This window comes from Pseudomonas sp. IT-P258 (genome assembly GCF_949767825.1).
GTDB lineage: Bacteria > Pseudomonadota > Gammaproteobacteria > Pseudomonadales > Pseudomonadaceae > Aquipseudomonas > Aquipseudomonas monachiensis.
This window is the reverse complement of the sequence record NZ_CATKPU010000013.1, coordinates 35,146-59,815: the sequence shown is the minus strand read 5'-3', so window position 1 is coordinate 59,815 and position 24,670 is coordinate 35,146. Positions and strand designations below refer to the sequence as shown.

Sequence of the window (24,670 nt, the reverse complement as noted above, 5' to 3'; positions counted from 1 at the left end):
CCTCGCCAGACAATGCCTCTGGACCGTGATCCTGTTAAAGGAGCACACATGATGGACGAGGCCAGACTCAACGATTTCATGGGCAAACTGGTGAATGACATGGGCGGCGCGGCGATGCTCGCCAACGTCATCCTTGGCGAAGAGCTCGGCCTGTACCGGGCGATGGCCGACAGTCAGCCCATCACCCCCGAAACCCTTGCCGAGAAAACCGGCTGCAACACCCGCCTGCTGCGCGAATGGCTCAGCGCCCATGCAGCCTCCGGCTACATGGAACACCGTGACGGCCAGTTCCGGCTCCCCGAAGAGCAAGCCATGGCGTTGGCAAACGAAGACTCACCGGTTTATGTGGCGGGTGGGATTGGCGTGGTCGCGTCGTTTTTCCATGACAAGGACAAACTGGTCAGCGCCATGCGCGGCGACGGCGCCCTGCCTTGGGGCGATCACCACCCGTGCATGTTCAGCGGCACCGAACGCTTCTTCCGCCCCGGCTACAAAGCCCATCTGGTCGCCGAATGGTTGCCGGCCCTCGACGGCGTGGTGGCCAAACTGGAAGCCGGGGCCAAAGTGGCGGACATCGGCTGCGGCCATGGCGCCTCGACGGTGATCATGGCCCAGGCGTTTCCGGATTCGCGCTTCGTCGGCTTCGACTACCACGCACCGTCCGTCACCGTTGCCACCCAGCGGGCCGAAGAAGGGGGTGTATCCAGCCGGGCCAGGTTCTTCCAGGGCACGGCGAAAAGTTACCCCGGCAGCGATTACGACCTGATCTGCTACTTCGACTGCCTGCACGACATGGGCGACCCGGTGGGTGCGGCCAAACACGCCTATGAGTCGCTGAAGGACGACGGCACGGTGCTGCTGGTCGAGCCCTACGCCAACGACTTGCTCGACGACAACGTCAACCCGGTCGGACGCCTGTTCTACGCGGCATCGACCTTCATCTGCACGCCCAACTCGCTGTCCCAGGAAGTTGGCCTCGGCCTCGGTGCCCAGGCCGGTGAAGCACGCTTGCGCAAGGTGTTCAGCGAGGCCGGCTTCACTCGTTTTCGCCGGGCCACGGAAACGCCGTTCAACCTGATTCTGGAGGCGCGTAAATAATCCTCGCCGTCATCTGTAGGCGCGAGCTTGCTCCGGGCGGTCCGACGATGGTGTGTCAGCTATATTGATGTCGACTGACACTCCATCGCGAACAGGCTCGCTCCTACAGGTTTCCCGGCATGCTCGACCGCCAGACCCGTGACCAACTCGATCGCCTCCATCAGCTCATGGCGGATCAACCGTTTGCCGTGCTGACCGGGGCCGGTATCAGCACGTCCTCGGGCATCCCGGATTATCGCGACAGCCAGGGCGTGCGGCGTGGCCGACAGCCGATGATGTACCAGGAGTTTCTCTCGGCCCCGGAGTCCCGGCGGCGCTATTGGGCGCGGGCGATGCTCGGCTGGCCGAGGGTGCGAATGGCACAACCGAACGTGGCCCACGACACCCTCGCCCGCTTGCAAGGCACGCGGCAGATCAGCGGGTTGATCACCCAGAACGTTGACACCCTGCACGATCAGGCCGGCAGCCACGACGTGATCGAACTCCACGGCAGTCTGCACCGGGTGTTGTGCCTGGATTGCGGCCAGCGTAGTGAACGCGATTCGATCCAGCACCTGATGGAAACACAGAACCCGTACCTGGCCGGCGTCGACGCAGTGCAGGCGCCGGATGGCGACACCTTGCTCGACCCGGCCTTCGAGGCACGCTTCCAGGTCCCCCGCTGCCCACATTGCGCCGGGGAACGGATGAAGCCGGACGTGGTATTTTTTGGCGAGAACGTCGCACAGGCCACGGCGGCCAAGGCGATGGCCGCCGTCGAACAGGCTGCCGGGCTGTTGGTGATTGGCTCGTCGTTGATGGCCTACTCGGCGTTTCGCTTGTGTCGGGTGGTGGTGGACCAGGGCAAGCCGTTGATTGCGATCAACCTGGGCAAGACCCGGGCCGATGAGATGCTGGATTTGAAGATCGAGGGGTCGTGCGAGCGGTTGTTGCCAATATTGGCCGAACGCCTCTCTTCCTGATCAACACAGTACCCTGTGGGAGCGGGCTTGCTCGCGAAGAGGGCGGCACATCCAACATCTTTTTTGCCTGACCCACCGCTTTCGCGAGCAAGCCCGCTCCCACAGGTAATGTGATCAGTTCGTGGAGAAACGTTGCCCAAGGTTTTCCTCTTTGAGCACATCAAACAACGCCTGCGCCGCCGCCGACAACTCGCCGCCCGGCAACGTCAGCACCCCCAGCGCGCGCTCCACCACCGGGTCGCGCAAGGTGATGCAACGCGCCCCCAACTCACGCATCTGTCCGGCACACAAGGCCGGCACCGCGCTCACGCCCAGGCCACTGGCGACCATGCGCCCGACCGTCGCCAGTTGATGGCTTTCAAACTCCACCGGCAGCTTCATGCCGCGGGCCTGCAAGTGTTCTTCGAGCATCACCCGCACCGTCGACGGACGCTGCAAGGTAATGAACGGTTCCTTGAGCAGGGTCTGCCAGTCGATGTCATCGAGTTCGGCCAGCGCCGAATCCAGGGGCACCACCGCGACGAAGCGGTCGATGTACAACGGCGTGAACTGCAGCGACGAACTCTGGGTCGGCTCGAACGCCACCCCCAGTTCCACCTGGCGGTCCCGGACCATTTCCAGCACTTGCTCGTTGATCACGTCATTGACCGTCACGTTGACATTCGGATAACGGGCGCGGAAGGTCTTGAGGATCGGCGGCAGCAGGTTGCCGGCGAACGATGGCATCGCCGCCAGGGTCACGCGACCGCGCTGCAAGGTAAAGCGCTGGCGCAACTCATCCTCGGCATTGTCCCAGTCGGCGATCAACCGGCGCGCCAGCGGCACCAGGGATTCGCCTTCGGCGGTGAGCGCCACATTGCGCGTGGTGCGGGTGAACAAGCGCCCGCCCAGGCCCTCCTCCAGCGCCTTGATGGTCAGGCTCAAGGCCGATTGCGACAGGTGCAGGCGCTCGCAGGCCACGGCAAAGCTCAGGCTCTGGGCCACGGCCAGAAAGGCGCGGATCTGCTTGACGGTCATACTCGATTTCTCCCGGCTATTGTAGGAGCTGCCGAAGGCTGCGATCTTTTGATCTTGATCCAAAAGATCGCAGCCTACGGCAGCCCCTACAGATTGTTGAGTTTTATCTATTAATTAACCTTAAAAATCAACTTAACAAATGAATACTCCAGCGAGACACTCCATCCCATTCGGCTAGCCAGCCGCCCACAAAGAATAAAAGAGGTGCATATGGCAGGTTTCGACAAGCGTGTGAGTTCCTACGAGGAAGCTCTGGCAGGTCTTGAAGACGGCATGACCGTGATCGCAGGCGGCTTCGGCCTGTGCGGGATCCCGGAAAACCTGATCAACGAGATCAAGCGCAAGGGCACCCGCGATCTCACCGTGGTTTCCAACAACTGCGGCGTCGACGGTTTCGGCCTCGGCGTACTGCTGACGGACCGCCAGATCAGCAAAGTGGTGGCGTCCTACGTCGGCGAAAACAAGCTGTTCGAAGAGCAACTGCTCAAGGGCGAAATCGAAGTCACCCTGACCCCGCAAGGCACCCTCGCTGAAAAAATGCGCGCAGGCGGCGCCGGCATCCCGGCCTTCTTCACCGCCACCGGCGTTGGCACCCCGGTCGCCGAAGGCAAGGAAGTGCGCGAATTCCATGGCCGCAAGTACCTGATGGAAGAATCCATCACCGGCGACTTCGCCATCGTCAAAGGCTGGAAAGCCGACCATTTCGGTAACGTGATCTATCGCCACACCGCGCAGAACTTCAACCCGCTGGCGGCCACCGCCGGCAAGATCACCGTGGTCGAAGTCGAAGAAATCGTTGAACCCGGCGAGCTGGACCCGGCGCAGATCCACACCCCTGGCATCTACGTCGACCGGATCATCTGCGGCACGTTCGAGAAGCGCATCGAACAGCGCACCGTGCGTAAGTGATCCCCTGCCCCCGGACCGAATGAAGGAATAACGACAATGGCACTTTCCCGCGAACAAATGGCTCAACGCGTCGCCCGCGAAATGCAGGACGGCTTCTACGTGAACCTGGGCATCGGCATTCCGACCCTGGTCGCCAACTACATCCCCGAAGGCATGGAAGTCATGCTGCAGTCGGAAAACGGCCTGCTGGGCATGGGTCCGTTTCCTACTGAAGAAACCATCGATGCCGACATGATCAACGCCGGCAAGCAAACCGTGACCGCCCGTACCGGCGCGTCGATTTTCTCCTCCGCCGAGTCCTTCGCGATGATCCGCGGTGGTCATGTCGACCTGACCGTGCTGGGCGCCTTTGAAGTGGACGTGCAAGGCAACATCGCCTCGTGGATGATCCCCGGCAAACTGGTCAAGGGCATGGGCGGCGCGATGGACCTGGTGGCCGGCGCCGACAACATTATCGTCATCATGACCCACGCCTCCAAGGATGGTGAGTCCAAGCTGCTGGACCAATGCAGCCTGCCGCTGACCGGCGCCGGGTGCATCAAGCGTGTGCTGACCGACCTGGCCTACCTGGAAATCGAAAACGGCGCGTTCATTCTCAAAGAACGTGCGCCGGGTGTCAGCGTCGAAGAGATCGTCGCCAAGACTGCCGGTAAGCTGATCGTACCGGACCACGTGCCGGAAATGCAGTTCGCTGCCCAGTGAGGAATCATTCCATGCAAGAAGTCGTCATTGTTGCCGCCACGCGCACCGCGATCGGCAGCTTCCAGGGATCCCTGGCCAATGTGTCCGCGGTTGACCTGGGCGCTGCGGTGATCCGTCAGTTGCTGGCGCAAACCGGCCTGGATCCTGCGCAGGTCGATGAAGTGATCATGGGCCAGGTGCTGACAGCCGGCGCCGGGCAAAACCCTGCGCGCCAGGCCGCGATCAAGGCCGGCCTGCCCTTCGCCGTACCGGCCATGACCCTGAACAAGGTCTGCGGCTCCGGTCTTAAAGCACTGCACCTGGGCGCCCAGGCGATTCGCTGCGGCGACGCCGAGGTGATCATCGCCGGTGGCCAGGAAAACATGAGCCTGGCCAACTACGTCATGCCCGGTGCCCGCACCGGCCTGCGCATGGGCAACGGGCAAATCGTCGACACCATGATCAGCGATGGCCTGTGGGACGCGTTCAACGATTACCACATGGGCATCACCGCCGAGAACCTGGTCGAGAAATACAGCCTGACTCGCGAGCAGCAGGACGCATTCGCCGCCGCCTCGCAGCAGAAAGCCGTGGCCGCCATCGAAGCCGGGCGCTTTGTCGATGAAATCACCCCGATCCTGATCCCGCAGCGCAAGGGCGATCCGCTGTCCTTCGCCACCGACGAACAGCCACGGGCCGGCACCACCGCCGAATCCCTGGGCAAACTCAAAGCCGCCTTCAAGAAGGACGGCTCGGTGACCGCCGGCAACGCTTCGTCGCTGAACGACGGTGCCGCGGCCGTGATCCTGATGAGCGCCGAAAAGGCCAAGGCCCTGGGCCTGCCGGTCCTTGCAAAAATCGCCGCCTACGCCAACGCGGGTGTCGACCCGGCGATCATGGGCATCGGCCCGGTGTCGGCCACCCGCCGCTGCCTGGACAAGGCCGGCTGGAACATCGACCAGCTTGAGCTGATTGAAGCCAACGAAGCCTTCGCCGCGCAATCGCTGGCGGTGGCCAAGGACCTGGAATGGGACTTGAACAAGGTCAACGTCAACGGCGGCGCCATTGCCCTGGGTCACCCGATCGGTGCCTCGGGTTGCCGCGTGCTGGTGACCCTGCTGCATGAAATGCTCAAGCGTGACGCCAAAAAAGGCCTCGCCACCCTGTGTATCGGTGGTGGTCAGGGCGTAGCGCTGGCGCTCGAAAGGGCGTAAGCCAACAGCGTTCAACAGACGGCGCGGGGACCCACGAAGATCCGTGATCTGTCTGGAAAAACACCCGGTGCGATGCAAGTCGCACCGGGTTCTTTTTTGCCTGGGTTTTTCATTTCCAGCGGGTTTGAATTTTGTATACAAAACTCGCGAACATATAAAGCAATCCACCCGATGCAATGCTACCGTTGCCACCTCACACAGGTCGGAGACGTGCGCGTGTTGATCCTCAAGTTGCTGTTGATCCCAGGCTTCCTGCTACTGATTTCCCTGGCTGGCAAACGCTGGGGGCCGAGCGTGGCCGGTTGGTTGTCGGGGTTGCCGGTGGTGGTCGGGCCGATCCTGTTGTTCCTCGCCCTCGAACAAGGCCAGGCGTTCGCCGCGCAATCGGCCACTGCCGCGCTGTCAGCCATGTTCGCGATGATTGCGTTCTGCGTGACCTACGCCCAGGTCGCACAACGGGCCGGATGGCCGCTGGCGCTGGTGATCTCGCTCTCGGTCTGGGCACTGGTGGCGGTTGTCCTGTCGCTGATCCCGGCCTCCCTGGTGTTCTCGGTGTGCGCCGCCGCCACCGCGCTGCTCGCCGCACCGTACCTGTCCCCCACCGTGCAACCGGTGCTCAGTGGCCCGGCACCGAAATCCGACAAGCTCCTGTTGCGCATGATGGCCGGTGCATTGCTCACCCTGGTTGTCACGCTGTTGGCCAGCACCGTTGGCGACCGCTGGAGCGGCCTGCTGGCGGTGTTCCCGGTATTGGGCAGCGTGATGGCGGTGTTCTCCCAGCAAACCCGTGGCCCGGCCTTTACCGCCGCGTTGCTGCGCGCCACCGCCACCGGCATGTACTCGTTCGCCGCCTTCTGCCTGGTGTTGGCGCTGGCCCTGCCAACGATGGGAATGAACGCTTTTGTGCTGGGAGTCGCGGTATCGGTGGCCATGCTGGGCGTGACCAAACGCCTGCTGGCGCGGCCGGTTGGCCCGGTGACGGACACCGAGGGAGCAGTCATCAAACGCTAAGCTGCATCAGGTCATCGGGCCAGGATGATGCCCGCCCCAGCGACCGCTGAGTAGAGCACACTGGAATGCATCGCAACCTCCATGGGATGATCGCCCCCACTGCGCGCCCATCCCTGGAGATCCCGATGTCATTGTTGAGTAAGAAAGCCCTTGTCCTGCTGCTGGCCGCCGCTACCGGCCTTGGGGCTTTGAATGCGCAGGCCGCCAAGGCCACGTCCAGTGCTGCGCCCGCCCACAAAGTCTCGATGCTCGGCAGCAAGTTCACCTTCAACCTGCCCAAGGGTTTCATCGCCAACCCGCTGCCGGCCAGCCCGGACGGTGCCAGCGGCACCCTGTACAGTAACGAGACCACCAAGACCGTGGTGATCGCCGCCGAAAACACCCTGCCCAACGGTGTCAGCGTCAAGGACAACGACGGCGGGTTCCTCGACGGCACCGCGGCCGATTTCGAAGCGGCGCAACACAAATCCCTGCCCGACTACAACAAGCTCAGCGAGAAAGCGCTGACCCGTACAACCGGGCTGGGCCTGCGCCAGATCGACGGCACTGCCACGCAGGGCGGTGGCATGACCCTCACCACCACGCTGATGGCCGCATCCGGCACTCGCATGGCGGTGATCCAGGTGATTTCCCGCCCAGGCGACATGGCGGCCCACGAAACCCTGATCAAACAGATCGTCAGCGGAAAATGAATCTCAGGGGTTGAGGCGCTGCAACCAGGCGCTCAAGTCCTGTATCTCGTCGGCGCTGATACTGTGACCGACACCGGGGTAGGCGTGAAACTCGGGTTCGAGTGACACGCTCTGCAGCAGGCTGTTGGCTTCGGTGCCGTCGCTCAATGGCAGGCGTTTGTCCTGCTCGCCATGACCGATGAAAATCGCCAGGGACTGGCGTTTTTCATCCGGTTGGAGCTCGGACTTGAGCACCGGCAGAATCCGCCCGCTCAACGCAGCGATCCCACCGAACGCCTCGGGATGGCGCAGGCCTGTTTCGTAGGACATGATCGCACCCTGGCTGAAACCGACCAGGAACACCTTCTCGGGTTCGGTGTGATATTTCTTCGTGGCCTGTGCGACGAAGTCCAGCAGCAACTGGCCACTGGCCTTCAGATCATCGGTCTCGCCGTTGTAGGCCCCTTCACCCTTCTTGCGAAACCACTGGTAACTACCCTCCTGCATCACCATCGGCGCCCGCACCGACAGGAAGGTGTAGGACGCGGGCAAGTCATCCTTGATACCGAACAGGTCCTGCTCGTTACTGCCGTAACCGTGGAGGAAAATCACCATGGGTTGATGGTTCGAATCGGCACTGGCCTGCGCCAGGTACTTGAGCGGCAAATCGGTTTGCAGAGGGGTTTGAGCGTGGACAGCGGTGGATAGCAGGAGCGTGAGCAGCGCGAGCATCTTCAACATGGGTCTTCCTTCACTGAATGCAGGATTCGGGGAAGAGCCTAACACTGGTCAGTAGGCAGGAACATCTCGGGCGTGGCGGATGCCGCCTTCGCGAGCAAGCCCGCTCCCACAAGAATCGCGTAAACCCTGTGGGAGCGGGCTTGCCCGCGAAGAGGCCCGAACAGCCTGCGAAATTTCTGAATCAGTCGTTGATCAACTTGCCCACCCGAATCGGCTCGCGCCCGGCGACCTTCGCCTGCCAACTGCCTGGGTGGGTGTAGCGCCCACGGTCGATGGCGAACAGCACACCGCTGGTGCCGGCCTGCACGGTGGTGACCTTGTCGTTCAACGGGTCGACCACCTCGAACAGCGCATCGCCCTTCTCCACCCATTCCCCGGCTTCACGCAGGAAACTGACCACGCCGTGATGCGGGGCGAACAGGTATTGGGTGCCTTCGAATGGCATGCCCTCACAGCATTCAGCCGGTGCCGCCGGCCAGGTGCCGGAGATGAATCCTTGCTCGGCGAGGAACCCGAGAATGGCCTCGCAATTGGCCTGGGCCTGGTCGACCCGAGTGTCGCCCATGCTGCCCAGTTCCAGGGTGGTCGCCAGGTTGGCCGGTGGAATCGCCGCCGCCGGGAACGCCCTGGCCAGGCGCAACCATGGCGAAGAGCAGGACTCATCGAACGAACTGCCGCCGGAGTCTTCACACAACAACGCCACACCGGCCTTCAAACGCGCCGCCAGGGATTGCCACTGCGGCCAGTGCTGCGGCAACGCATAGATGTGGATCGCAGCGTCGAAATCGCAATGCAGGTCGAGGGTGATGTCGGCGTCGCAGGCATGGCGCAGCAACAGGCGGTGCATGGCTTCCAGCTGCGATGGCGCTGCCGGCAAGCCGTCGAGGACCTCGCCCATGGCCTGGCGAATCAGCGCGATGTTGGCCTGGGCGTCGGAGCCCAGGCGATCACCGATCAACTCGGCCACCGGCGCACTGAGTTCGACGAACGAACGGTTGAAGTTCTTGCCGCTGCCGAGCTCGAAGCGCCCCAGGTGGCTGCCTTGCAAGTGCTGGTCGAGGCCAATGGGATTGGCCACCGGCACCAGTTCGATCACCCCCTTCAATTGTCCCAGTTGTTCCAGTTCGGTCAGGCGTTTCTTCAACTCCCAGGCGGTGCGCATGCCCGGCAATTCGTCGGCGTGCAGGCTGGCCTGGATGTACACCTTGCGCGTGCCCGCGCCATAACGAAACACGCTGAGGGTGCGCTCGCTGCCCAAGTGGCTCCAGGGCAGTTTGTGGTCGATGCGTTGCATGGAAATACTCCTGAATAGCAAGGTCACCATTGTGGGAGCGGGCTTGCTCGCTCCCACAGGTATCTCGTTTCAATAGAAGAAGCACAAAAAAAATGGCAACCGCGTCTGACGGTTGCCACTTTTCCAAACGGTTGGATTACTCGCCGTAAACGTCAAACTTGAAATACTTGTCCTGCACTTGCTTGTACTTGCCGTTGGCGCGGATTTCGGTGATCGCTGTGTTGAATTTCTCGGCCAGGGCGGTATCACCCTTGCGCACGGCAATGCCGGCGCCGCCACCGAAGTATTTCGGATCGTTGTACTCAGGGCCAACGAAGGCAAAACCTTTACCGGCGTCGGTTTTCAGGAAACCGTCGTCCAGGTTGACCGAGTCGGCCAGCAGCGCGTCAATGCGGCCGGAGACCATGTCCAGGTTGGCTTCCTGCTGGGAGCCGTAGCGCACCAGGACAATGCCCGCCGGTTGCAGCACTTCAGTGGCGAAGCGGTCGTGGGTACTGGCGCGCAGCACACCGACTTTCTTGCCCTTGAGCTCGGTCAGCGGGTCCTTGACGTCGGTGCCTTCCTTCATCACGAAGCGTGCCGGGGTGTGGTAGTACTTGATGGTGAAATCGACGTTCTTCTTGCGGTCGTCAGTGATGGTCATGGACGACAGGATGGCGTCGATTTTCTTGACCTTCAGCGCCGGGATCAAACCGTCGAACTCTTGCTCGACCCAGGTGCACTTGACTTTCATCTGCTCGCACAGCGCATCGCCGATATCCACGTCGAAACCGGTGAGTTTGCCGTCAGGGGTTTTCATCGAGAATGGCGGGTAGCCGGCTTCGATACCGATGCGGATCGGCTTGGCGTCTTCGGCCACGGCGGTCAGGGACAACATCGACAGTGCCAGGGCACCGAACATCACTAGCTTCTTCATTTATAACTCCTGTGTGCGGAGGCTTTTATTGGCAGCTTCGATTGGCAGCGTTCGGTCATCGCTTTGTGAGCGGGAGCCGAAGTGGCCGGCAGTCTAGAGCGGCTACAGGAGGGCAAATTACGCCGAGGCGACAAATATTTACAGAAAAGTGGCAGCCGGAGGGAGGCGTCGAGGTGAGTGCGCCATGACCAGGTTTTCAGGCGTCATCCGACAGAACGGGTCGACTGGCTATGCCCGGTGTTTTGCGGCACATTGAGCGCCCTTGTGTCCCATCGAGAGTAGCTTGATGCCCACGTTGAACCTGATCCAGCACCACCCCGCCGAAGGTCCGGGCGCCATCGGCATCTGGGCCGAATCCCGAGGGTTGACGCTGAAGGTGTTTCGCGCCGACCTCGGCCAATTGCCGCCGGTCAGCGCCGATCCGGTGATCCTGTTGGGCGGGCCTTATGAGTCCAATGCCGGCCCGGCCTGGCTGGAAGCCGAACGGCAATGGCTCAGAGGCACGCTGGATCAGGACGCGGCTGTCTTTGCCATTTGCCTGGGGGCACAGTTGCTGGGGTTGAGCCTGGGCGGGAATGTACGGCGGATGGACCGGACCGAAACCGGATGGACCAACGTGAGCTTTATCGATGGGCAAACGCTGAAGGTGCTGGAGTGGCACGAAGACGCCATCGACCTGCCGCCTGCCGCGCAGCTGTTGGCCAGCAGCGCGCACTGCGTGCAGCAGATGTACCGCGCCGGGCCGACGCGGTTGGGGCTGCAGTTTCATCCGGAGTGGAACGCCGAGTCGGTGGCCATGCTCAATGCGCACTTTGGCGATGAGTCGCCGTTGCCTCGGGAGCCGCAGGACGATGCGGCCTACGCCGATGTGTTGGCGTGGTTGCAGGCGACACTGGATGAGTGGTGGGCGGCGGGAAATGAATAATGCAGATCAAAAGATCGCAGGCTGCGCCAGCTCCTACAGGCAACGCAATCCAATGTAGGAGCTGGCGCAGCCTGCGATCTTTTCGGTTACATCAACACTCGCAACCGACCACGCGGCTGGTTTGCCGCCGCACCGCGGCACTCAACTCAAACCCTTCATCCAGCCATCCGGTCACGCCGCCGATCATCTCCTTGACCGGATAACCCAGGGCCGCCAGTTTCACCGCCGCCTTGTTGGCACCGTTGCAGTGAGGCCCGGCGCAATACACCACGAACAGGCTGTTTTTCGGATAACCCGCCAAACCTTCGGCATTCAGCAAGCGCCCGGGAATGTTGATCGCTCCCGGTACATGCCCGCGTTCGAACGCCAGAGGGCCACGAACATCCACCAGAATGAAATCGACTTCGCCAGCCTGCTGGCTGCCGTGGACGTCGGAACAATCGGTTTCGAAGGTCAGACGGTTGCTGAAATGCATCAGGGCGATGGCCGAAGGGGCGGCGGGGATTTCGCGGACCAGGCTGGTCATGGGCTCTACTCCAAAGAAGCGGTGGGTGTGGGAAGACTTTATCCGCCAGCCGCTTGCGGCTACAGTGGCGTACAAGACACCTACCGGGAACTTTCCGCCAAATGCACCCCACCCCAGGAACGGTCGCGATTCTGGCCTACGACGGCCTCTGCACCTTCGAGTTCGGCATTGCCGTGGAGATCTTCGGCCTGCCACGGCCTGAATTCGATTTTCCGTGGTACGAGCATTGTATCGTCGCGGTCGATCAAGGCCCGATGCGTGCCATGGGCGGCATCCAGGTACTGGCCGATGGCGGCATGGAATTGCTCGCCAATGCCCGCACCATCATCATTCCCGGTTGGCGCGACCGTAGCGCCACGGTGCCGGCGGAACTGATCGCCGCCCTGCGCCAGGCCCATGCCCGGGGGGGGGCGGTTGCTGTCGATCTGCTCCGGTGTTTTCGTCCTCGCCGCCACCGGGTTGCTCGACGGGCACGGCGCGACCACGCATTGGCGCTATACCTCGGAACTGGCCGAGCGCTTTCCCGGCATCCTCGTGGACCCGGACGTGCTGTATGTCGATTCCGGCCAATTGATCACCTCCGCCGGCAGCGCGGCAGGCATCGATGCCTGCCTGCACCTGGTGGCACGGGATTTCGGCACCCAGGTGGCCAATTCCGTGGCCAGGCGCCTGGTCATGTCGCCGCAACGCAGCGGTGGCCAGACGCAATTCATTCCAACGCCGGTCAGTCCTGCACCGCGTAGCGATCTTTCCCGCGTCATGCAGTGGGCACGTGAGCGTTTGCACGAGCCGCTGGAGGTGCGCGACCTGGCCAGTGAAGCCGCCATGAGCGAACGCACCTTCCTGCGTCGCTTCACCGAAACCAGCGGCCAGTCACCGAAAACCTGGTTACAGCACGAACGTCTGGGCCGCGCCCGCGAACTGCTGGAAAGCAGCGACCAGAACACCGAGCAGATTGCCGAACGTTGTGGTTATCGTTCGGTGGAAAGCTTCCGGGTGGCCTTTCGAACGGTGGTTGGCGTACCGCCTTCGGTGTATCGGGAGCGGTTTGGGCGTGGGAGTAATGCTATTTCTTGAGCTGTTCTCAAGGGCCCCTTCGCGAGCAAGTCGGATCGCCGCATCGCCGCTCCCACAGGTTTTTGTGTTGTTCACACCAACTGTGCAGTGCAGCAGATCCCTGTGGGAGCGGGCTTGCTCGCGAAGGCGTCAGCCCGGTCACCGACCGATCAAGGCTTGCGCAACAGATAGGTATCCATGATCCAGCCATTGGCCAGCCTTGCAGCCTTGCGCACCCGTTCGATTTCATCCGCCACATCCTTGAGCTTGCCGCGGATCAGGATTTCATCCGGCGTCCCCAGATAGGCCCCCCAGTAAATCTCGGTGTCCTGATCCACCACCTGATGGTAAGCATCCTGAGCATCGAGCATCACCACCAGGCTGTCGGCATCGCTCACCTGCCCTGCCGCCAGACGCCGGCCGGTGGTGATTTCAACGGAGCGGCCAATCTGGTTGAGCGGCACCTTGTGTCGGGCCGCCAACGCCTGGACGCTGGTAATGCCGGGGATCACCTCGAACTCGAACCCACAGGCGCCAGAGGCCTGGATCGCCTGAAGGATACGGATCGTGCTGTCGTACAACGCGGGGTCGCCCCACACCAGAAAACCGCCGCACTGGCTGTCGGAAAGTTCCTCGTTGATCAGCCGTTCGAAGGTTTGTTGCTTGGCCAGGTTCAAGTCGTCGACACTGGTCTTGTAGTCCACCTCACCGCGCTCGCGCTCAGGGCTGTGGGCTTCGACAAAACGGTAATCGTGGCCGGTGATGTAGCGTGAGCAGATTTCGCGGCGCAGATCGATGAGTTTGTCTTTGTCCTGGCCCTTATCCATGAGAAAAAAAACATCGACCTGATTCAACGCCTTCACTGCTTGCATTGTGATGTAGTCGGGGTTGCCGGCACCGATCCCGATGACCAGGAGTTTTTTCATCACAGCAAGTCCTCGGGGTCGGTGCCCGGCAAACGCAGCCGCCAGCAACCATGGAACCGCAATTCGACAGCCGACAGGGGCTCGACGTCGATCAGGCTGGACGCTGCCCCCTGCAACACCTGCGTCAGCGCGGCACGGATGACAAAGGGATGGGTAACGGCAGCGATGTGCCCCGGCGTCGATTGCAAGGTTGTCAACCACGCGCCAACCCGCTCCTCCAGTTGCACCCGCGACTCACCACCGTGGGGCGCCGAAGCCGGATCGTCCAGCCAATCCTGGAGCACCAGGGCTTCGGTTTTTTGCAGCTCACCGATGCGCACACCACCCCAACGCCCGAAGTCGCAGTCCCTCAAGGCGTCGACAATCTCCGGTGCGCTGCCGAACAGTTCAGCGGTTTGCCGGGTGCGCAACTCCGGGCCGCAGACAAGACGCGGAGCGCCCTTGAACTGTTTGCAACGGGACAGCCTGAGCGCTTGCCAATCCATCTCCAGAGGTTCGTCCAGAGGAAAACGCGCCAATTTCTGTGCGACGGTTCGCGCGTGGCAAATCAGGGTTAAACGGGTTGCCTGCACCAGCAATCACTCCGGGGTGGAAAGGAACGGGCGTAAGGTGACCGCCATCGCGCAATTGTGCCGCAACACAGCAGGCCCGGGGGGTGTTTAATTTTCCTGCTTGAAACGGATTCCTTCAGTCATTTCCTGCCGGATTTTCTGTCATGGCTGACCGCAACGCAGGCAATCGCCTACAAGACTTTACGACATCGCCGTAGCCCTTTGGCACAGGCATTTCGCCGCTTTTTCGGGCACGAGCAAAGCATATGAAAATTCACTAGACAGGCAGTACGCGATGATCAAATACTCCTTTCAACGGACTGTTAAAACACTTGCCACGTTCATCCAGCAGGAGCCCGGATGCCTTTTGTCGCCCCCCCGTTCAAAGCACCTGGCCAGGCATCGCCTGCGGCCGAGCCGCCTGTTCCTCGTTTAATGCGGTCGATCCCAGGAAATATTCGATAAGAAAAAGCGTGGCGCCTGACAACGTTCAGACGACCACCGATTTAATGTGTGGAAAAACCGACAGTGATAGTCAGGTTCGGCTCGATCGCCGAATCGTTTGATACAGGAGTGTCTCCATGCTGGTCTTGCGTCCAGTCGAGTTGGCCGACCTGCCCCAGTTGCAGAGGCTGGCACGTGAAAGCCTCGTGGGCGTCACGTCCCTGCCAGACGATAGCGAACGGTTACGCGAAAAAATCCTCGATTCCTGTGCCTCGTTCGAAAAGGACATCGAGGCGCACGGCGCGGAAAACTATTTCTTTGTACTCGAAGACCTGACGACACGGCACCTGGCCGGCTGCTCGGAAATCCTCGCCACGGCGGGGTTCGACGAGCCGTTCTACAGCCTGCGCAACCGGCACTTCACCAGCGCCTCGCGGGAGCTGAACATCGAGCACGGCGTACCGGCCCTGTCGTTGTGTCACGACCTCAGTGGCCACACCTTGCTGCGGGGCTTCCATATCGATGCCGCGCGTGTGCGCAGTGCGCATTCCGAACTACTGTCGCGGGCGCGCCTGCTGTTCGTCGCCGCCCACGCCCGGCGTTTTTCCGACACGGTGATCACCGAGATCGTCGGCTACAGCAGTGATGAAGGCCACTCGCCATTTTGGGACGCCGTGGGCAAGCATTTCTTTGACCTGCCCTACATCGAGGCCGAACGGCTTTGCGGCTTGCAAAACCGCAGCTTTCTCGCCGAACTGATGCCGCAGTATCCGATCTACGTGCCCATGCTGCCCCAGGCGGCACAGGACTGCATCGGCAGCATCCACCCCGATGGCCAGGAAGCCTTCGATATCCTCGAACGGGAAGGCTTCGAAACCAACAGCTACATCGATCTGTTCGATGGCGGCCCGACACTCTTCGCGCGCACCTCGGGCATTCGCTCCATCACCCACAGCCAGTGCGGCGTAACCCAGCCTGGCCTGGTGATCGATGCTCGTGGCAGATTTCTGGTGAGCAACGATTCCCTGAAGGATTATCGGGCCATCGTCGCCGATCTTGATTACATCCCCGGGCAACCCGTGACCCTGGACACCGCCATGTGCGAGGCGCTGAAGGTGACCGAAGGCAGCCCCATCAGGCTGGTTGCCCTGTGAACACTCAGCAGATTCAACGCCCGGGCACACGCGCACAAGGAACCACCGCATGATTGTTCGTCCGGTCCAGATCACCGACCTGCCCGCCCTGTTCACGCTGGTGCGTCAGGCCGTTCCGGGGCTTACCAGCCTGCCGGCCGACGAAGAACGCCTGGCCAACCGGATTCGCTGGGCCCAACGCACCTTCGCCGGGCAGGTCGATCGGGCCGATGCCGATTATCTATTCGTGCTTGAGGACGACGAGCAACAAGTGATGGGCGTCAGCGCCCTGACGGGTGGTGTTGGCCTGCGCGAGCCCTGGTACAACTACCGGGTCGGACTGACAGTCAGCGCTTCGGTGGACCTGGGCATCCAGCGCCAGATCCCGACCCTGTTCCTGAGCAATGAATTGACCGGGCAATCGGAGATCTGCTCGTTGTACCTGCGCCCCGATCAGCGTCAGGGCAGCAACGGTCGTTTGCTTTCCCTCGGGCGCCTGTTATTTGTGGCCGAGTTTACCCAGCTGTTCGGCAACCGGATCATCGCCGAACTACGCGGCAGTGCCGACGAACGCGGCGGCTCGCCGTTCTGGGACAGCCTCGGCCGGCACTTTTTCAAGATGGATTTCAGCCACGCCGATCACTTGTCCGGGCAGGGCAACAGATCCTTCATCGCCGAACTGATGCCGCGCCAGCCGCTGTACACTTGCCTGCTCACCGAACAGGCCCAGGCAGTGATCGGCAAGGCCCACCCCAATACCGAACCGGCCCTGAAAATCCTCAGCGCCGAGGGTTTTGCCCACAAGGGCTACATCGATATCTTCGACGGCGGGCCGGTCATCGAAGCCCCGGTTTCCGCGATCCGCACCGTGCGCGACAGCCGGCCGCTGTCACTGGCCATCGGCTCGCCGGACGAGAAAGCGCCCCTCTGGCTGATTCACAACCGCCGCCTGGAAAACTGTCGCATTACCTGCGCCCCGGCCCGACAGGTGGGCAATAGCCTGGTGGTTGATCGCCTGACCGCCAGGCGCCTGCAGTTGCAACCCGGAGACTCGGTGCGCGCCGTACCACTGCTTGACCAGCGGCAACAGGCCGTGGCGGCGTGACTTATCAGTTCCATCGCTGCGACGTCAATCGGCCTGATCCAGCAAATTCGTCATCATTCTCCCCTGGCGCGCGTGATAGCCTTTTATCTCTTCGGCGTTGACACTTTTGCTCAAGCCCTTCCATTCCATTCCATTGGTGGAACTCATATGTCCAGGCTTTCCCATCAAGACTTGCGCCGCAATTTTCGCCAACTGTTCGCCTCCGACACCTGCTACCACACGGCCTCGGTGTTCGACCCGATGTCGGCCCGCATCGCCGCCGACCTGGGCTTCGAAGTCGGGATCCTCGGCGGTTCGGTCGCCTCGCTGCAAGTGCTGGGCGCCCCCGACTTTGCCCTGATCACCCTCAGCGAATTCGCAGAACAGGCCACCCGCATCGGCCGTGTCGCCCAGTTGCCGGTGATCGCCGACGCCGACCACGGCTACGGCAACGCACTCAACGTCATGCGCACCATCGTCGAACTCGAACGGGCCGGCGTCGCCGCGCTGACCATCGAAGACACCCTGCTGCCCGCGCAGTTCGGCCGCAAATCCACCGACCTGATCACGGTCGCCGAAGGCGTCGGCAAGATCCGCGCGGCGCTCGAAGCCCGCTGCGATTCGGAAATGGCAATCATCGCCCGCACCCATGCCGGGATTCTGCCGGTGCAGGAAATCATCAGCCGCACCCGGCAATACCAGAGCGCCGGCGCCGACGGGATCTGCATGGTGGGCATCAAGGACTTCGACCATCTGGAGCAGATCGCCGAGCACCTGAGCGTGCCACTGATGCTGGTGACCTATGGCAACCCGCTGCTGCGCGATGACAAGCGCCTGGCCGAATTGGGTGTGCGCGTGACCATCGACGGCCATGGCGCCTACTTCGCCGCGATCAAGGCGACCTACGACAGCCTGCGCGAACAACGCCAGATCCTCACCCAGACCTCGGACCTGAGCGCCACCGAGCTGACGCACACCTACACGCAACCCGAGGAATACATCCGCTTCGCGGAAGAATTCATGAGCGTCAAGGAATGACCGTTTAAACCGACACGCCGCCTTCGTCGGATCGCCGCCCGGAGCAAGCCCGCTCCCACAGGGATTCGGAGTGAGTACAAGATTTGTGTTCAACAGAAATCAACTGTGGGAGCGGGCTTGCTCGCGAATAGGCCATCACATCCAGCATCCCTGCCGACTGACACCCCGTCATCGCGGGCACAAATGTCTTGCGCTAGACAGTCACACCGAGTCGAGCAGTTCGCGATGGGGTTTGCCGTTACCGCAGCAGATCACTCGATTGCGCCCGGTGGTCTTGGCTTCATACAACGCATGATCGGCGTCATTGAGCCAAAGCGTCGCGTCGGCGTGGGCCGGGTTGAATGACGCCAGGCCGATGCTCAGGCTGACTTTCAGCGCCGGATTCTGCTCGTAGCCCAAGGTGGCGAAGCGATCACGCAGGGCATCCATGACGGCGATGGCGCGGTTCAGGGGCAGGTCCGGAAGGATCACGCAGAACTCGTCACCGCCGTAGCGCCCTGCCACATCAGTCGCCCGCAGGTTCTGCTTGAGCATTTTGCTCAACTGACGCAAGACGATGTCGCCGGCAACATGGCCGTAGGTGTCGTTGATCGCCTTGAAATGGTCGATGTCGATCAGGGCGATCGCCCCACCTTTTTGCTGGCGTTTGCAACGCTGGAACTCGATCTCCAGCTGGTCCTTCCAGGTGCCATGGTTCAGCAGGCCTGTCAGGCTATCGGTGCGGCTCAGTGCCAGCAGTTCACGCTTCTGACAGCCGAGGGTATGGGCCTGGCGGAAGCAGATCCAGCCCAGCGCCAGTGGATACAGGCACAGCAACGGCAAACAGGCATAGAGCTGCACTGCGCTGGTGGCAGGAATGAACGCCGGGGCGAAAATCCGCAGGCCAACGAGCACGCCGAGGATTTGCGCGGCTGTCCCGGCCAGCAGGAAGCGCAAGCCGCCGATGGCCACGTTGTTCATGGCCATCATGGAAATGGTGGTCGCGCTGGGCAGTGGATTGAATTGCATCGCGGCAATCCAGAAGCCGCCGAGAAAGGCATCGATCAGCAGATTGCGGTGTTCGGCATGATAGGGCGTCCTGGCCCGGCGCGCCCATTGGTAAGCCAGATGCGGCCAGACCAGGCCATTGAACCACATGAAACCCCAGACCCAGGGCGCCGGATCGAGTGGATACATTGCCGCGCTCACGCACACCAGCCCCAGGGCCAACCCCAGGGTCCGCGATGTATAGAGCCTCCTGGCCAATGAAGATCCTTTTCCTCCCGCTTTTGCCATAGGGCCTCTGTGCCACTCGACGGAATGCGATTACAGCCTGTGCCTGTGCGCTGGAGTCTATCAGGGCGAGATTAAATAGCCATCACCGGCTGACAGGCTGAATATCGCGACATCACGCTCACATAAAAGCAAAAGCCTCACCCCGGAAACGGCTATACATGAAAGAAGGGGTTGATCGATGACCATAAGAGGAGGCCCATGCAGACCTTTCAAGTATTGATCATCGGCAGCGGGTTTGGCGGCCAATGTGCAGCAATCAATTTGCTCAAGGCCGGCATCGACGATTTTCGCCTGCTGGAGCGGCGGGATTTCTTCGGCGGCACCTGGTGCCAGAACACCTACCCCGGCGCGGCAGTCGACGTGCCCTCGCCACTGTACTCCCTGTCTTTTGCTCCGTATCACTGGACACAAATGTTCGCCGAACAGGCCGAACTGCACCGCTATACCCGCCACGTGGTGGAACACTTCGGCCTGCGCGACAAGGTGGAACTGGGCGCCAATGTCGAGCGCGTCGAATGGGACGACACCAACAGACGCTGGATGGTATACACCGCCGACAAAGGCACGTTTTGCGCGCAGTTCCTGATCAACGCGACCGGGCCGCTGAGTCAACCGGTGGTCCCGCGCTTCGACGGACAGGAACGCTTCCAGGGCAAGACGTTCCACACTAACAACTGGGATCACCACTACGACTACCGGCAAAAACGCGTGGCCATCGTCGGCAGCGGCGCCAGTGCGGCCCAGGTCATTCCGGCCATCGCTCCGGACGTCGGGCACTTGCATGTATTCCAGCGCACGCCTCACTGGGTGCTGCCCCGGGCTGACCGCCGCTTTGGCCGTTTCCAGCGCTGGCTGTTGGGGTTCAAGCCGGCCTACAAGCTGCTGCGCTGGGGGATCTACTGGCAATTCGAAACCCGGGTGATTGCCTTCAAGTATTCGAAACCGGCGGTGCACATGGTCCAGCGCCAGGCCCTGCGCTTTCTCAAACGCCAGGTGCCGGACGCCGAACTGCGGCGCAAGCTGACTCCGGACTACACCATCGGCTGCAAACGGGTAATCCTGTCCAGCACGCTGTACCCGACCCTGGCGCGCAGTAACGTGACGCTACACGGGCGCGAGCAAGGCATCGCGTCCATCGACGAAACCGGCATCGTGACCCTGGACGGCCAGCACATCGACCTGGACCTGATCGTCTGGTCCACCGGCTACGATGCCACCGACGGGGTGATTTCCTACCCGGTAACGGGCAAGGACGGCACCCGTCTCAAGGAGGTCTGGGCTCAGTACCCCCGGGCCTACCTCGGCACCGCCCTGCCCGACTTTCCCAACCTGTTCATCGTCACGGGACCGAACACCGGCATCGGCCACACTTCGGCGCTGTTCATCATCGAATCCCAGATGAATTACATCCTCGATTGCATTCGCACCGTGAAGACTCAAGGTTTACGCAGCATCGAAGTTCGCCATGAGGCGGAACGTACCTACACTGAAATGATCCACCGGGAAATGGAACGCACCGTGTGGAAATCCGGTGGGTGCCACAGTTGGTATCAAAGCAAGAGCGGTCATGTGATTGCCATGTTTCCGGGATTCAGCTTCAGCTTTCATCGCTTGACCCGAGCGCTGAAACCCGCCGATCACATATTGTCCTGAGCAGATAGAAGGGAGACGCGTGATGCTTTTGTTGTTCGTCGTTCTCGTAGTGTTCGTCGCCTGGAGCTGGCTGACCTACCCGGCCATCGGCTACTGGCTCTATGACTTGAGCATGGCGGCCGAGGCCAAGTTGTACCGGCTGCACAAGATCGTCGTGCCCATCCCCGAAATGACCGTCTCGACCTGGCAAGGCGGGCCGTACGAGGCCACCAGCAGTGTGCTGATGCTCCATGGCTTCAGCGCCGACAAGAACCTCTGGCTGCGTTTCGCCCGGCACTTTGTCGGCAGCCATCGGGTGATCATCCCGGACATCGCCGGCCATGGTGAAACCGGCTTCAAGGCGGGCGGCGGCTACGACATCCCGCTGCAAGCCAAGCGCATGATCCAGCTGCTGGACGTGTGCGGGGTGGAGAAGGTCCATGTCATCGGCAACTCCATGGGCGGCTACATGGCGGCCTGGCTCGCGGCCACGTATCCGGAGCGCATTGTGTCGGTGGCCCTGATCGACCCGGCCGGGGTCACTTCGCCCGAGCCCAGTGACCTTGAACGGCATTTGGCCAAGGGCCACAACCCGTTTCTGATTCATTCGCGGGAAGAATTCCAGCGTTTCTACGCCATGACCATGGCTTCGCCGCCCTGGGTACCGAAGCTGGTGCTCGATGCCGTCGCCCAGCGCTATGAACAGTCCCGCGAGGAGCTGGAAGAAATCTTCCGCGAATTCCGCGCCAGCCCGCCGATGGAACCGCGCCTGCCCGACATCACCGCCCCGGCGCTGTTGCTGTGGGGACGCAAGGACCGGCTGATCGATGTCAGCAGCGTGGCGGTCTGGAGCAAGGGCATCGCCGACCTGCGCGTGCATATCTGGGACGCCATCGGGCACATGCCCATGGTGGAAGCGCCCTACGGCTCGGCGCGCCTGTATCGCGAGTTTTTGGCATCGCTGCGTTCGGAGAGCCCACAGGATCAACGACTGCACTAGGGGGCGTTCTCAGGTGGGGAAACTAATTGAGAACGCCCCCTGACAGTCCTTTACAGAATGAAGTTCGTCAGAAACTTCGTTTGTCGGCGTCGCGCAAGGCTGCGATCTTTTGTCCATCCTTTACGTCACCGCGCCAGGAATCCTGTTCATGAACCACCCGAACTTCATCAGCCCTGACCTGATCCGCCAACGCTTCTCCAAAGCGATGTCCGACATGTACCGCGAGGAGGTGCCGTTGTACGGCGCTTTGATGGAACTGGTGGAACAGACCAACCGTCACGTGCTGGACAGCGATGGGCAAATCCTGCGGCAGCTCACCAGCACCGGCGAAATCGAGCGCCTGGACCTGGAGCGTCATGGGGCGATCCGCGTCGGCACCGCCGACGAACTGGCGACCCTCGCCCGCCTGTTCGCGGTGATGGGCATGCAACCGGTGGGTTACTACGACCTGACACCGGCCGGCGTGCCGGTGCATTCAACGGCGTTTCGCGCGGTGCATGAAGCATCGCTGCAAGTCAGCCCGTTCCGGGTGTTCACCTCGCTGTTGCGCCTGGAATTGATCGAAGACCAGGAGCTGCGAGCGTTCGCCCAGTCGATGCTCGACCAGCGCTCGATCTTCACCCCCACGGCCCTCACGCTCGTCGAACGCGCCGAATCCCGGGGTGGCCTGACCGAGCAGGAAGCCCAGGCGTTCGTCGAACAGGCACTGGAAACCTTTCGCTGGCACCACAGCGCCACCGTCACCGCCGAACAGTATCGACAGCTCAGCGCCCAGCATCGTCTGATCGCCGACGTGGTGGCGTTCAAGGGCCCGCACATCAACCACCTGACACCGCGGACCCTGGACATCGACATCGTCCAGGCGCAGATGCCGGCCCATGGCATCACCCCCAAAGCGGTGATCGAAGGCCCGCCTCGCCGCCAGTGCCCGATCCTGCTGCGCCAGACCAGCTTCAAGGCCCTGGACGAGCCGATTGCCTTCACCGATCAAAGCGAGGCTCGCGGCAGCCACAGTGCCCGGTTCGGTGAGATCGAACAGCGCGGTGCCGCCCTCACGCCCAAAGGTCGCGCACTCTACGACCGCTTGCTCAATGCCGCACGGGATGAACTCGAGGACTTCCCCAACGAAGCCAACGCCGCACGCTACAACGCCCTGATGGCACAGCATTTCAGCGAGTTCCCTGACACCTGGGAAGGCATGCGCCAACAGGGCCTGGCTTACTTCCGCTACTTCGTGACGGAAAAAGGCATGACGGCGGGCGACCTGAAAAGCACGCCCCTGGAAGACCTGCTCAGCGATGGATACCTGCGGGTTGAACCGCTGGTGTACGAAGACTTCCTGCCGGTCAGCGCGGCGGGGATTTTTCAGTCAAACCTGGGGGATGCGGCACAAACCCGTTACGGCGCCCATGCCAACCAGCAGGCGTTCGAACAGGCCCTGGGGCGTTCAACGATCGATGAACTGGAACTGTATGCCGAGAGCCAGCGGCGTTCGATCGAACAGTGTTTCGCCGCGTTGGCCGATGTTGTTCAAGTCAATAAAAAACAAGGCTGAAGGGCTTGTTACAACTCAATAAAAAAGGGCGACCTGCAGGCCGCCCGTTTTTTTATATCCAAAACCTTCAATACAACAAATAAAGTGTTCGCCCAGTGCAATGGCCTCGGCAATCCATGCACTGGTAAAGAGCCCTGACACTGGGCGAACGGAAAGCATTTTAGTAGAAACGGACTGATATGTCCGTGCCACAAAGATGAAATTTATCGACACAATGTTTAACAAGATGTCGATTTAAATACTATGCAACACGACAGTACAAACTCACCTGTTCGGCCATTACGGGCTGATTATTCCTATACAAAACTTGCACAAAAATAATCAGCCTGTATAGAACCATTACTCAATATTAGTGTTGGCTGGTCACCGTCAATACGTCGGTATAAACCACGTTGACGCTTTGCCCGACTTTCAAGTCCTTGAGTTTGGCCTGGACTTCAGGTCGTTTGACGTCGACGGTCTTGGACTTGCCTTCCGGGTTTTCGAAGGTCACCTGGTTTTTCTTCAGGTCAATGTGGGTGATTTTCAGCTGCACTTTCACCTGGCGGTAAGCTTCGCCGCCCGGATTGGCGCTGCCGGGTGCTGCGCGGATTTCGCCGATGGCTTCGGCGGTGCCGGGCAGGCCTTTGTCGATATCGGTGTCGAGGTACGCTGCAACGGCGCTGGTGACCGTGATGTCGACCGTATCGCCGGCCTTGAGGTTATCGAGGTTTTTCGCCTTGTCGGTCAATTGCACCGGGAACTCGTTGCCCTGCGGGCCCTTCAGAACCACGGAATGGTTCGCGGCATCAACCGAAACGACTTTGGTGGAGACCTGATCAGCCACAACGACTTCGGACAATGGGATATCGGCGGCAACCGCGCCAAAACTGGCGGCAGACAACATGGTAGCGAGGGTGATGGCTTTGGTCAGTGCATGGCGTTTCATAGGCAGAACTTTCCCTGTGATAGATGGCAACAGACGGCGTTGAAAACGGGCTCAACGCCATGTGTGCGCTGAGCATAGACGCT

24 protein-coding genes and 1 pseudogene are annotated in these 24,670 nt (G+C 61.4%); 15 read left to right on the top strand and 10 right to left on the bottom strand.

What is annotated here, in order from left to right:
• Positions 1-51 precede the first annotated feature (51 nt).
• Both ACM6G4_RS02740 and ACM6G4_RS02735 read left to right on the top strand, forming a co-directional pair.
• On the top strand, positions 52-1,098 hold the full coding sequence (locus ACM6G4_RS02740) for a class I SAM-dependent methyltransferase (protein ID WP_056723650.1): 1,047 nt from the start codon (positions 52-54) through the stop codon (positions 1,096-1,098).
• Positions 1,099-1,217: 119 nt separating this feature from the next.
• Positions 1,218-2,060 carry an NAD-dependent protein deacetylase gene (locus tag ACM6G4_RS02735; protein WP_223542549.1) on the top strand — a complete coding sequence of 281 codons (843 nt, stop codon included), beginning with the start codon at positions 1,218-1,220 and terminating at the stop codon, positions 2,058-2,060.
• Positions 2,061-2,174: 114 nt separating this feature from the next.
• Here ACM6G4_RS02735 and ACM6G4_RS02730 read toward each other — a convergent pair whose 3' ends face one another.
• Complete coding sequence (locus ACM6G4_RS02730; RefSeq protein WP_056723646.1) at positions 2,175-3,077, bottom strand: LysR family transcriptional regulator; 903 nt, start codon at positions 3,075-3,077, stop codon at positions 2,175-2,177.
• Between the two features lie 210 nt (positions 3,078-3,287).
• Between ACM6G4_RS02730 and ACM6G4_RS02725 the strand changes: the two genes are divergently transcribed.
• The 5 genes from ACM6G4_RS02725 (at position 3,288) to ACM6G4_RS02705 (ending at position 7,584) form a co-directional block, all read left to right on the top strand.
• Complete coding sequence (locus tag ACM6G4_RS02725; protein ID WP_046043267.1) at positions 3,288-3,986, top strand: CoA transferase subunit A; 699 nt, start codon at positions 3,288-3,290, stop codon at positions 3,984-3,986.
• Positions 3,987-4,022: 36 nt separating this feature from the next.
• Positions 4,023-4,688, top strand: a complete 666-nt coding sequence (locus ACM6G4_RS02720; RefSeq protein WP_056723644.1) for a CoA transferase subunit B — start codon at positions 4,023-4,025, stop codon at positions 4,686-4,688.
• Between the two features lie 11 nt (positions 4,689-4,699).
• Entirely contained in the window at positions 4,700-5,881 is a 1,182-nt protein-coding gene (locus ACM6G4_RS02715) for an acetyl-CoA C-acetyltransferase (protein WP_056723643.1), read from the top strand.
• 216 nt (positions 5,882-6,097) lie between these two features.
• A complete protein-coding gene (locus ACM6G4_RS02710) occupies positions 6,098-6,892 on the top strand; it encodes a hypothetical protein (RefSeq protein ID WP_414913069.1) in 795 nt (264 codons plus the stop codon).
• 125 nt (positions 6,893-7,017) lie between these two features.
• Positions 7,018-7,584 (top strand): hypothetical protein, encoded by a 567-nt coding sequence (locus ACM6G4_RS02705; protein WP_056723641.1) that lies wholly within the window; start codon positions 7,018-7,020, stop codon positions 7,582-7,584.
• A gap of 3 nt (positions 7,585-7,587) precedes the next feature.
• Here the strand turns inward: ACM6G4_RS02705 and ACM6G4_RS02700 are convergent, their stop codons facing one another.
• The 3 genes from ACM6G4_RS02700 to ACM6G4_RS02690 form a co-directional block, all read right to left on the bottom strand.
• On the bottom strand, positions 7,588-8,304 hold the full coding sequence (locus ACM6G4_RS02700) for an alpha/beta hydrolase (protein ID WP_414912987.1): 717 nt from the start codon (positions 8,302-8,304) through the stop codon (positions 7,588-7,590).
• Positions 8,305-8,485: 181 nt separating this feature from the next.
• Positions 8,486-9,598 carry a succinylglutamate desuccinylase/aspartoacylase family protein gene (locus tag ACM6G4_RS02695; RefSeq protein WP_409079304.1) on the bottom strand — a complete coding sequence of 371 codons (1,113 nt, stop codon included), beginning with the start codon at positions 9,596-9,598 and terminating at the stop codon, positions 8,486-8,488.
• Positions 9,599-9,734: 136 nt separating this feature from the next.
• Positions 9,735-10,514 carry an ABC transporter substrate-binding protein gene (locus tag ACM6G4_RS02690; RefSeq protein WP_046043258.1) on the bottom strand — a complete coding sequence of 260 codons (780 nt, stop codon included), beginning with the start codon at positions 10,512-10,514 and terminating at the stop codon, positions 9,735-9,737.
• A 286-nt stretch (positions 10,515-10,800) separates the two neighbouring features.
• Here ACM6G4_RS02690 and ACM6G4_RS02685 point away from each other — a divergent pair, with 286 nt between their 5' ends.
• Positions 10,801-11,439 (top strand): type 1 glutamine amidotransferase, encoded by a 639-nt coding sequence (locus ACM6G4_RS02685; protein ID WP_414912986.1) that lies wholly within the window; start codon positions 10,801-10,803, stop codon positions 11,437-11,439.
• A 91-nt stretch (positions 11,440-11,530) separates the two neighbouring features.
• On the opposite strand, the gene ACM6G4_RS02680 is transcribed toward ACM6G4_RS02685, so the two are convergent.
• A complete protein-coding gene (locus ACM6G4_RS02680; protein ID WP_414912985.1) occupies positions 11,531-11,965 on the bottom strand; it encodes a rhodanese-like domain-containing protein in 435 nt (144 codons plus the stop codon).
• 101 nt (positions 11,966-12,066) lie between these two features.
• Between ACM6G4_RS02680 and ftrA the strand changes: the two are divergent.
• Positions 12,067-13,042, top strand: a pseudogene (gene ftrA / locus ACM6G4_RS02675) (transcriptional regulator FtrA).
• A 149-nt stretch (positions 13,043-13,191) separates the two neighbouring features.
• Here the strand turns inward: ftrA and cobF are convergent.
• Positions 13,192-13,947, bottom strand: a complete 756-nt coding sequence (gene cobF / locus ACM6G4_RS02670) for a precorrin-6A synthase (deacetylating) (protein ID WP_414912984.1) — start codon at positions 13,945-13,947, stop codon at positions 13,192-13,194.
• A complete protein-coding gene (locus ACM6G4_RS02665; protein WP_414912983.1) occupies positions 13,947-14,519 on the bottom strand; it encodes a histidine phosphatase family protein in 573 nt (190 codons plus the stop codon). Before ACM6G4_RS02665 ends, cobF begins: the two co-directional genes overlap by 1 nt.
• Positions 14,520-15,079: 560 nt before the next feature.
• Here ACM6G4_RS02665 and ACM6G4_RS02660 point away from each other — a divergent pair.
• The gene (locus tag ACM6G4_RS02660) at positions 15,080-16,096 is read left to right on the top strand and encodes an arginine N-succinyltransferase (RefSeq protein ID WP_414912982.1); all 1,017 of its coding nucleotides are present in this window, start codon (positions 15,080-15,082) and stop codon (positions 16,094-16,096) included.
• Between the two features lie 49 nt (positions 16,097-16,145).
• The gene (gene astA, locus ACM6G4_RS02655) at positions 16,146-17,180 is read left to right on the top strand and encodes an arginine N-succinyltransferase (RefSeq protein ID WP_414912981.1); all 1,035 of its coding nucleotides are present in this window, start codon (positions 16,146-16,148) and stop codon (positions 17,178-17,180) included.
• A gap of 24 nt (positions 17,181-17,204) precedes the next feature.
• Here the strand turns inward: astA and ACM6G4_RS02650 are convergent, their stop codons facing one another.
• On the bottom strand, positions 17,205-17,327 hold the full coding sequence (locus ACM6G4_RS02650) for a hypothetical protein (RefSeq protein ID WP_263291688.1): 123 nt from the start codon (positions 17,325-17,327) through the stop codon (positions 17,205-17,207).
• Here ACM6G4_RS02650 and ACM6G4_RS02645 point away from each other — a divergent pair, their 5' ends adjacent.
• The gene (locus tag ACM6G4_RS02645) at positions 17,328-18,197 is read left to right on the top strand and encodes an isocitrate lyase/PEP mutase family protein (protein ID WP_008052116.1); all 870 of its coding nucleotides are present in this window, start codon (positions 17,328-17,330) and stop codon (positions 18,195-18,197) included.
• 201 nt (positions 18,198-18,398) lie between these two features.
• On the opposite strand, the gene ACM6G4_RS02640 is transcribed toward ACM6G4_RS02645, so the two are convergent.
• On the bottom strand, positions 18,399-19,472 hold the full coding sequence (locus tag ACM6G4_RS02640) for a diguanylate cyclase (protein ID WP_223541514.1): 1,074 nt from the start codon (positions 19,470-19,472) through the stop codon (positions 18,399-18,401).
• A gap of 198 nt (positions 19,473-19,670) precedes the next feature.
• On the opposite strand from ACM6G4_RS02640, the gene ACM6G4_RS02635 reads away from it, so the two are divergent.
• From ACM6G4_RS02635 to ACM6G4_RS02625, 3 genes are all read left to right on the top strand, one after another.
• A complete protein-coding gene (locus ACM6G4_RS02635) occupies positions 19,671-21,125 on the top strand; it encodes a flavin-containing monooxygenase (protein ID WP_414912980.1) in 1,455 nt (484 codons plus the stop codon).
• Positions 21,126-21,147: 22 nt separating this feature from the next.
• Positions 21,148-22,104 (top strand): alpha/beta fold hydrolase, encoded by a 957-nt coding sequence (locus tag ACM6G4_RS02630; protein ID WP_414912979.1) that lies wholly within the window; start codon positions 21,148-21,150, stop codon positions 22,102-22,104.
• Positions 22,105-22,252: 148 nt separating this feature from the next.
• The gene (locus ACM6G4_RS02625; RefSeq protein ID WP_414912978.1) at positions 22,253-23,659 is read left to right on the top strand and encodes a VOC family protein; all 1,407 of its coding nucleotides are present in this window, start codon (positions 22,253-22,255) and stop codon (positions 23,657-23,659) included.
• 349 nt (positions 23,660-24,008) lie between these two features.
• On the opposite strand, the gene ACM6G4_RS02620 is transcribed toward ACM6G4_RS02625, so the two are convergent.
• On the bottom strand, positions 24,009-24,587 hold the full coding sequence (locus tag ACM6G4_RS02620) for a hypothetical protein (RefSeq protein ID WP_056723614.1): 579 nt from the start codon (positions 24,585-24,587) through the stop codon (positions 24,009-24,011).
• Positions 24,588-24,670 lie beyond the last annotated feature (83 nt).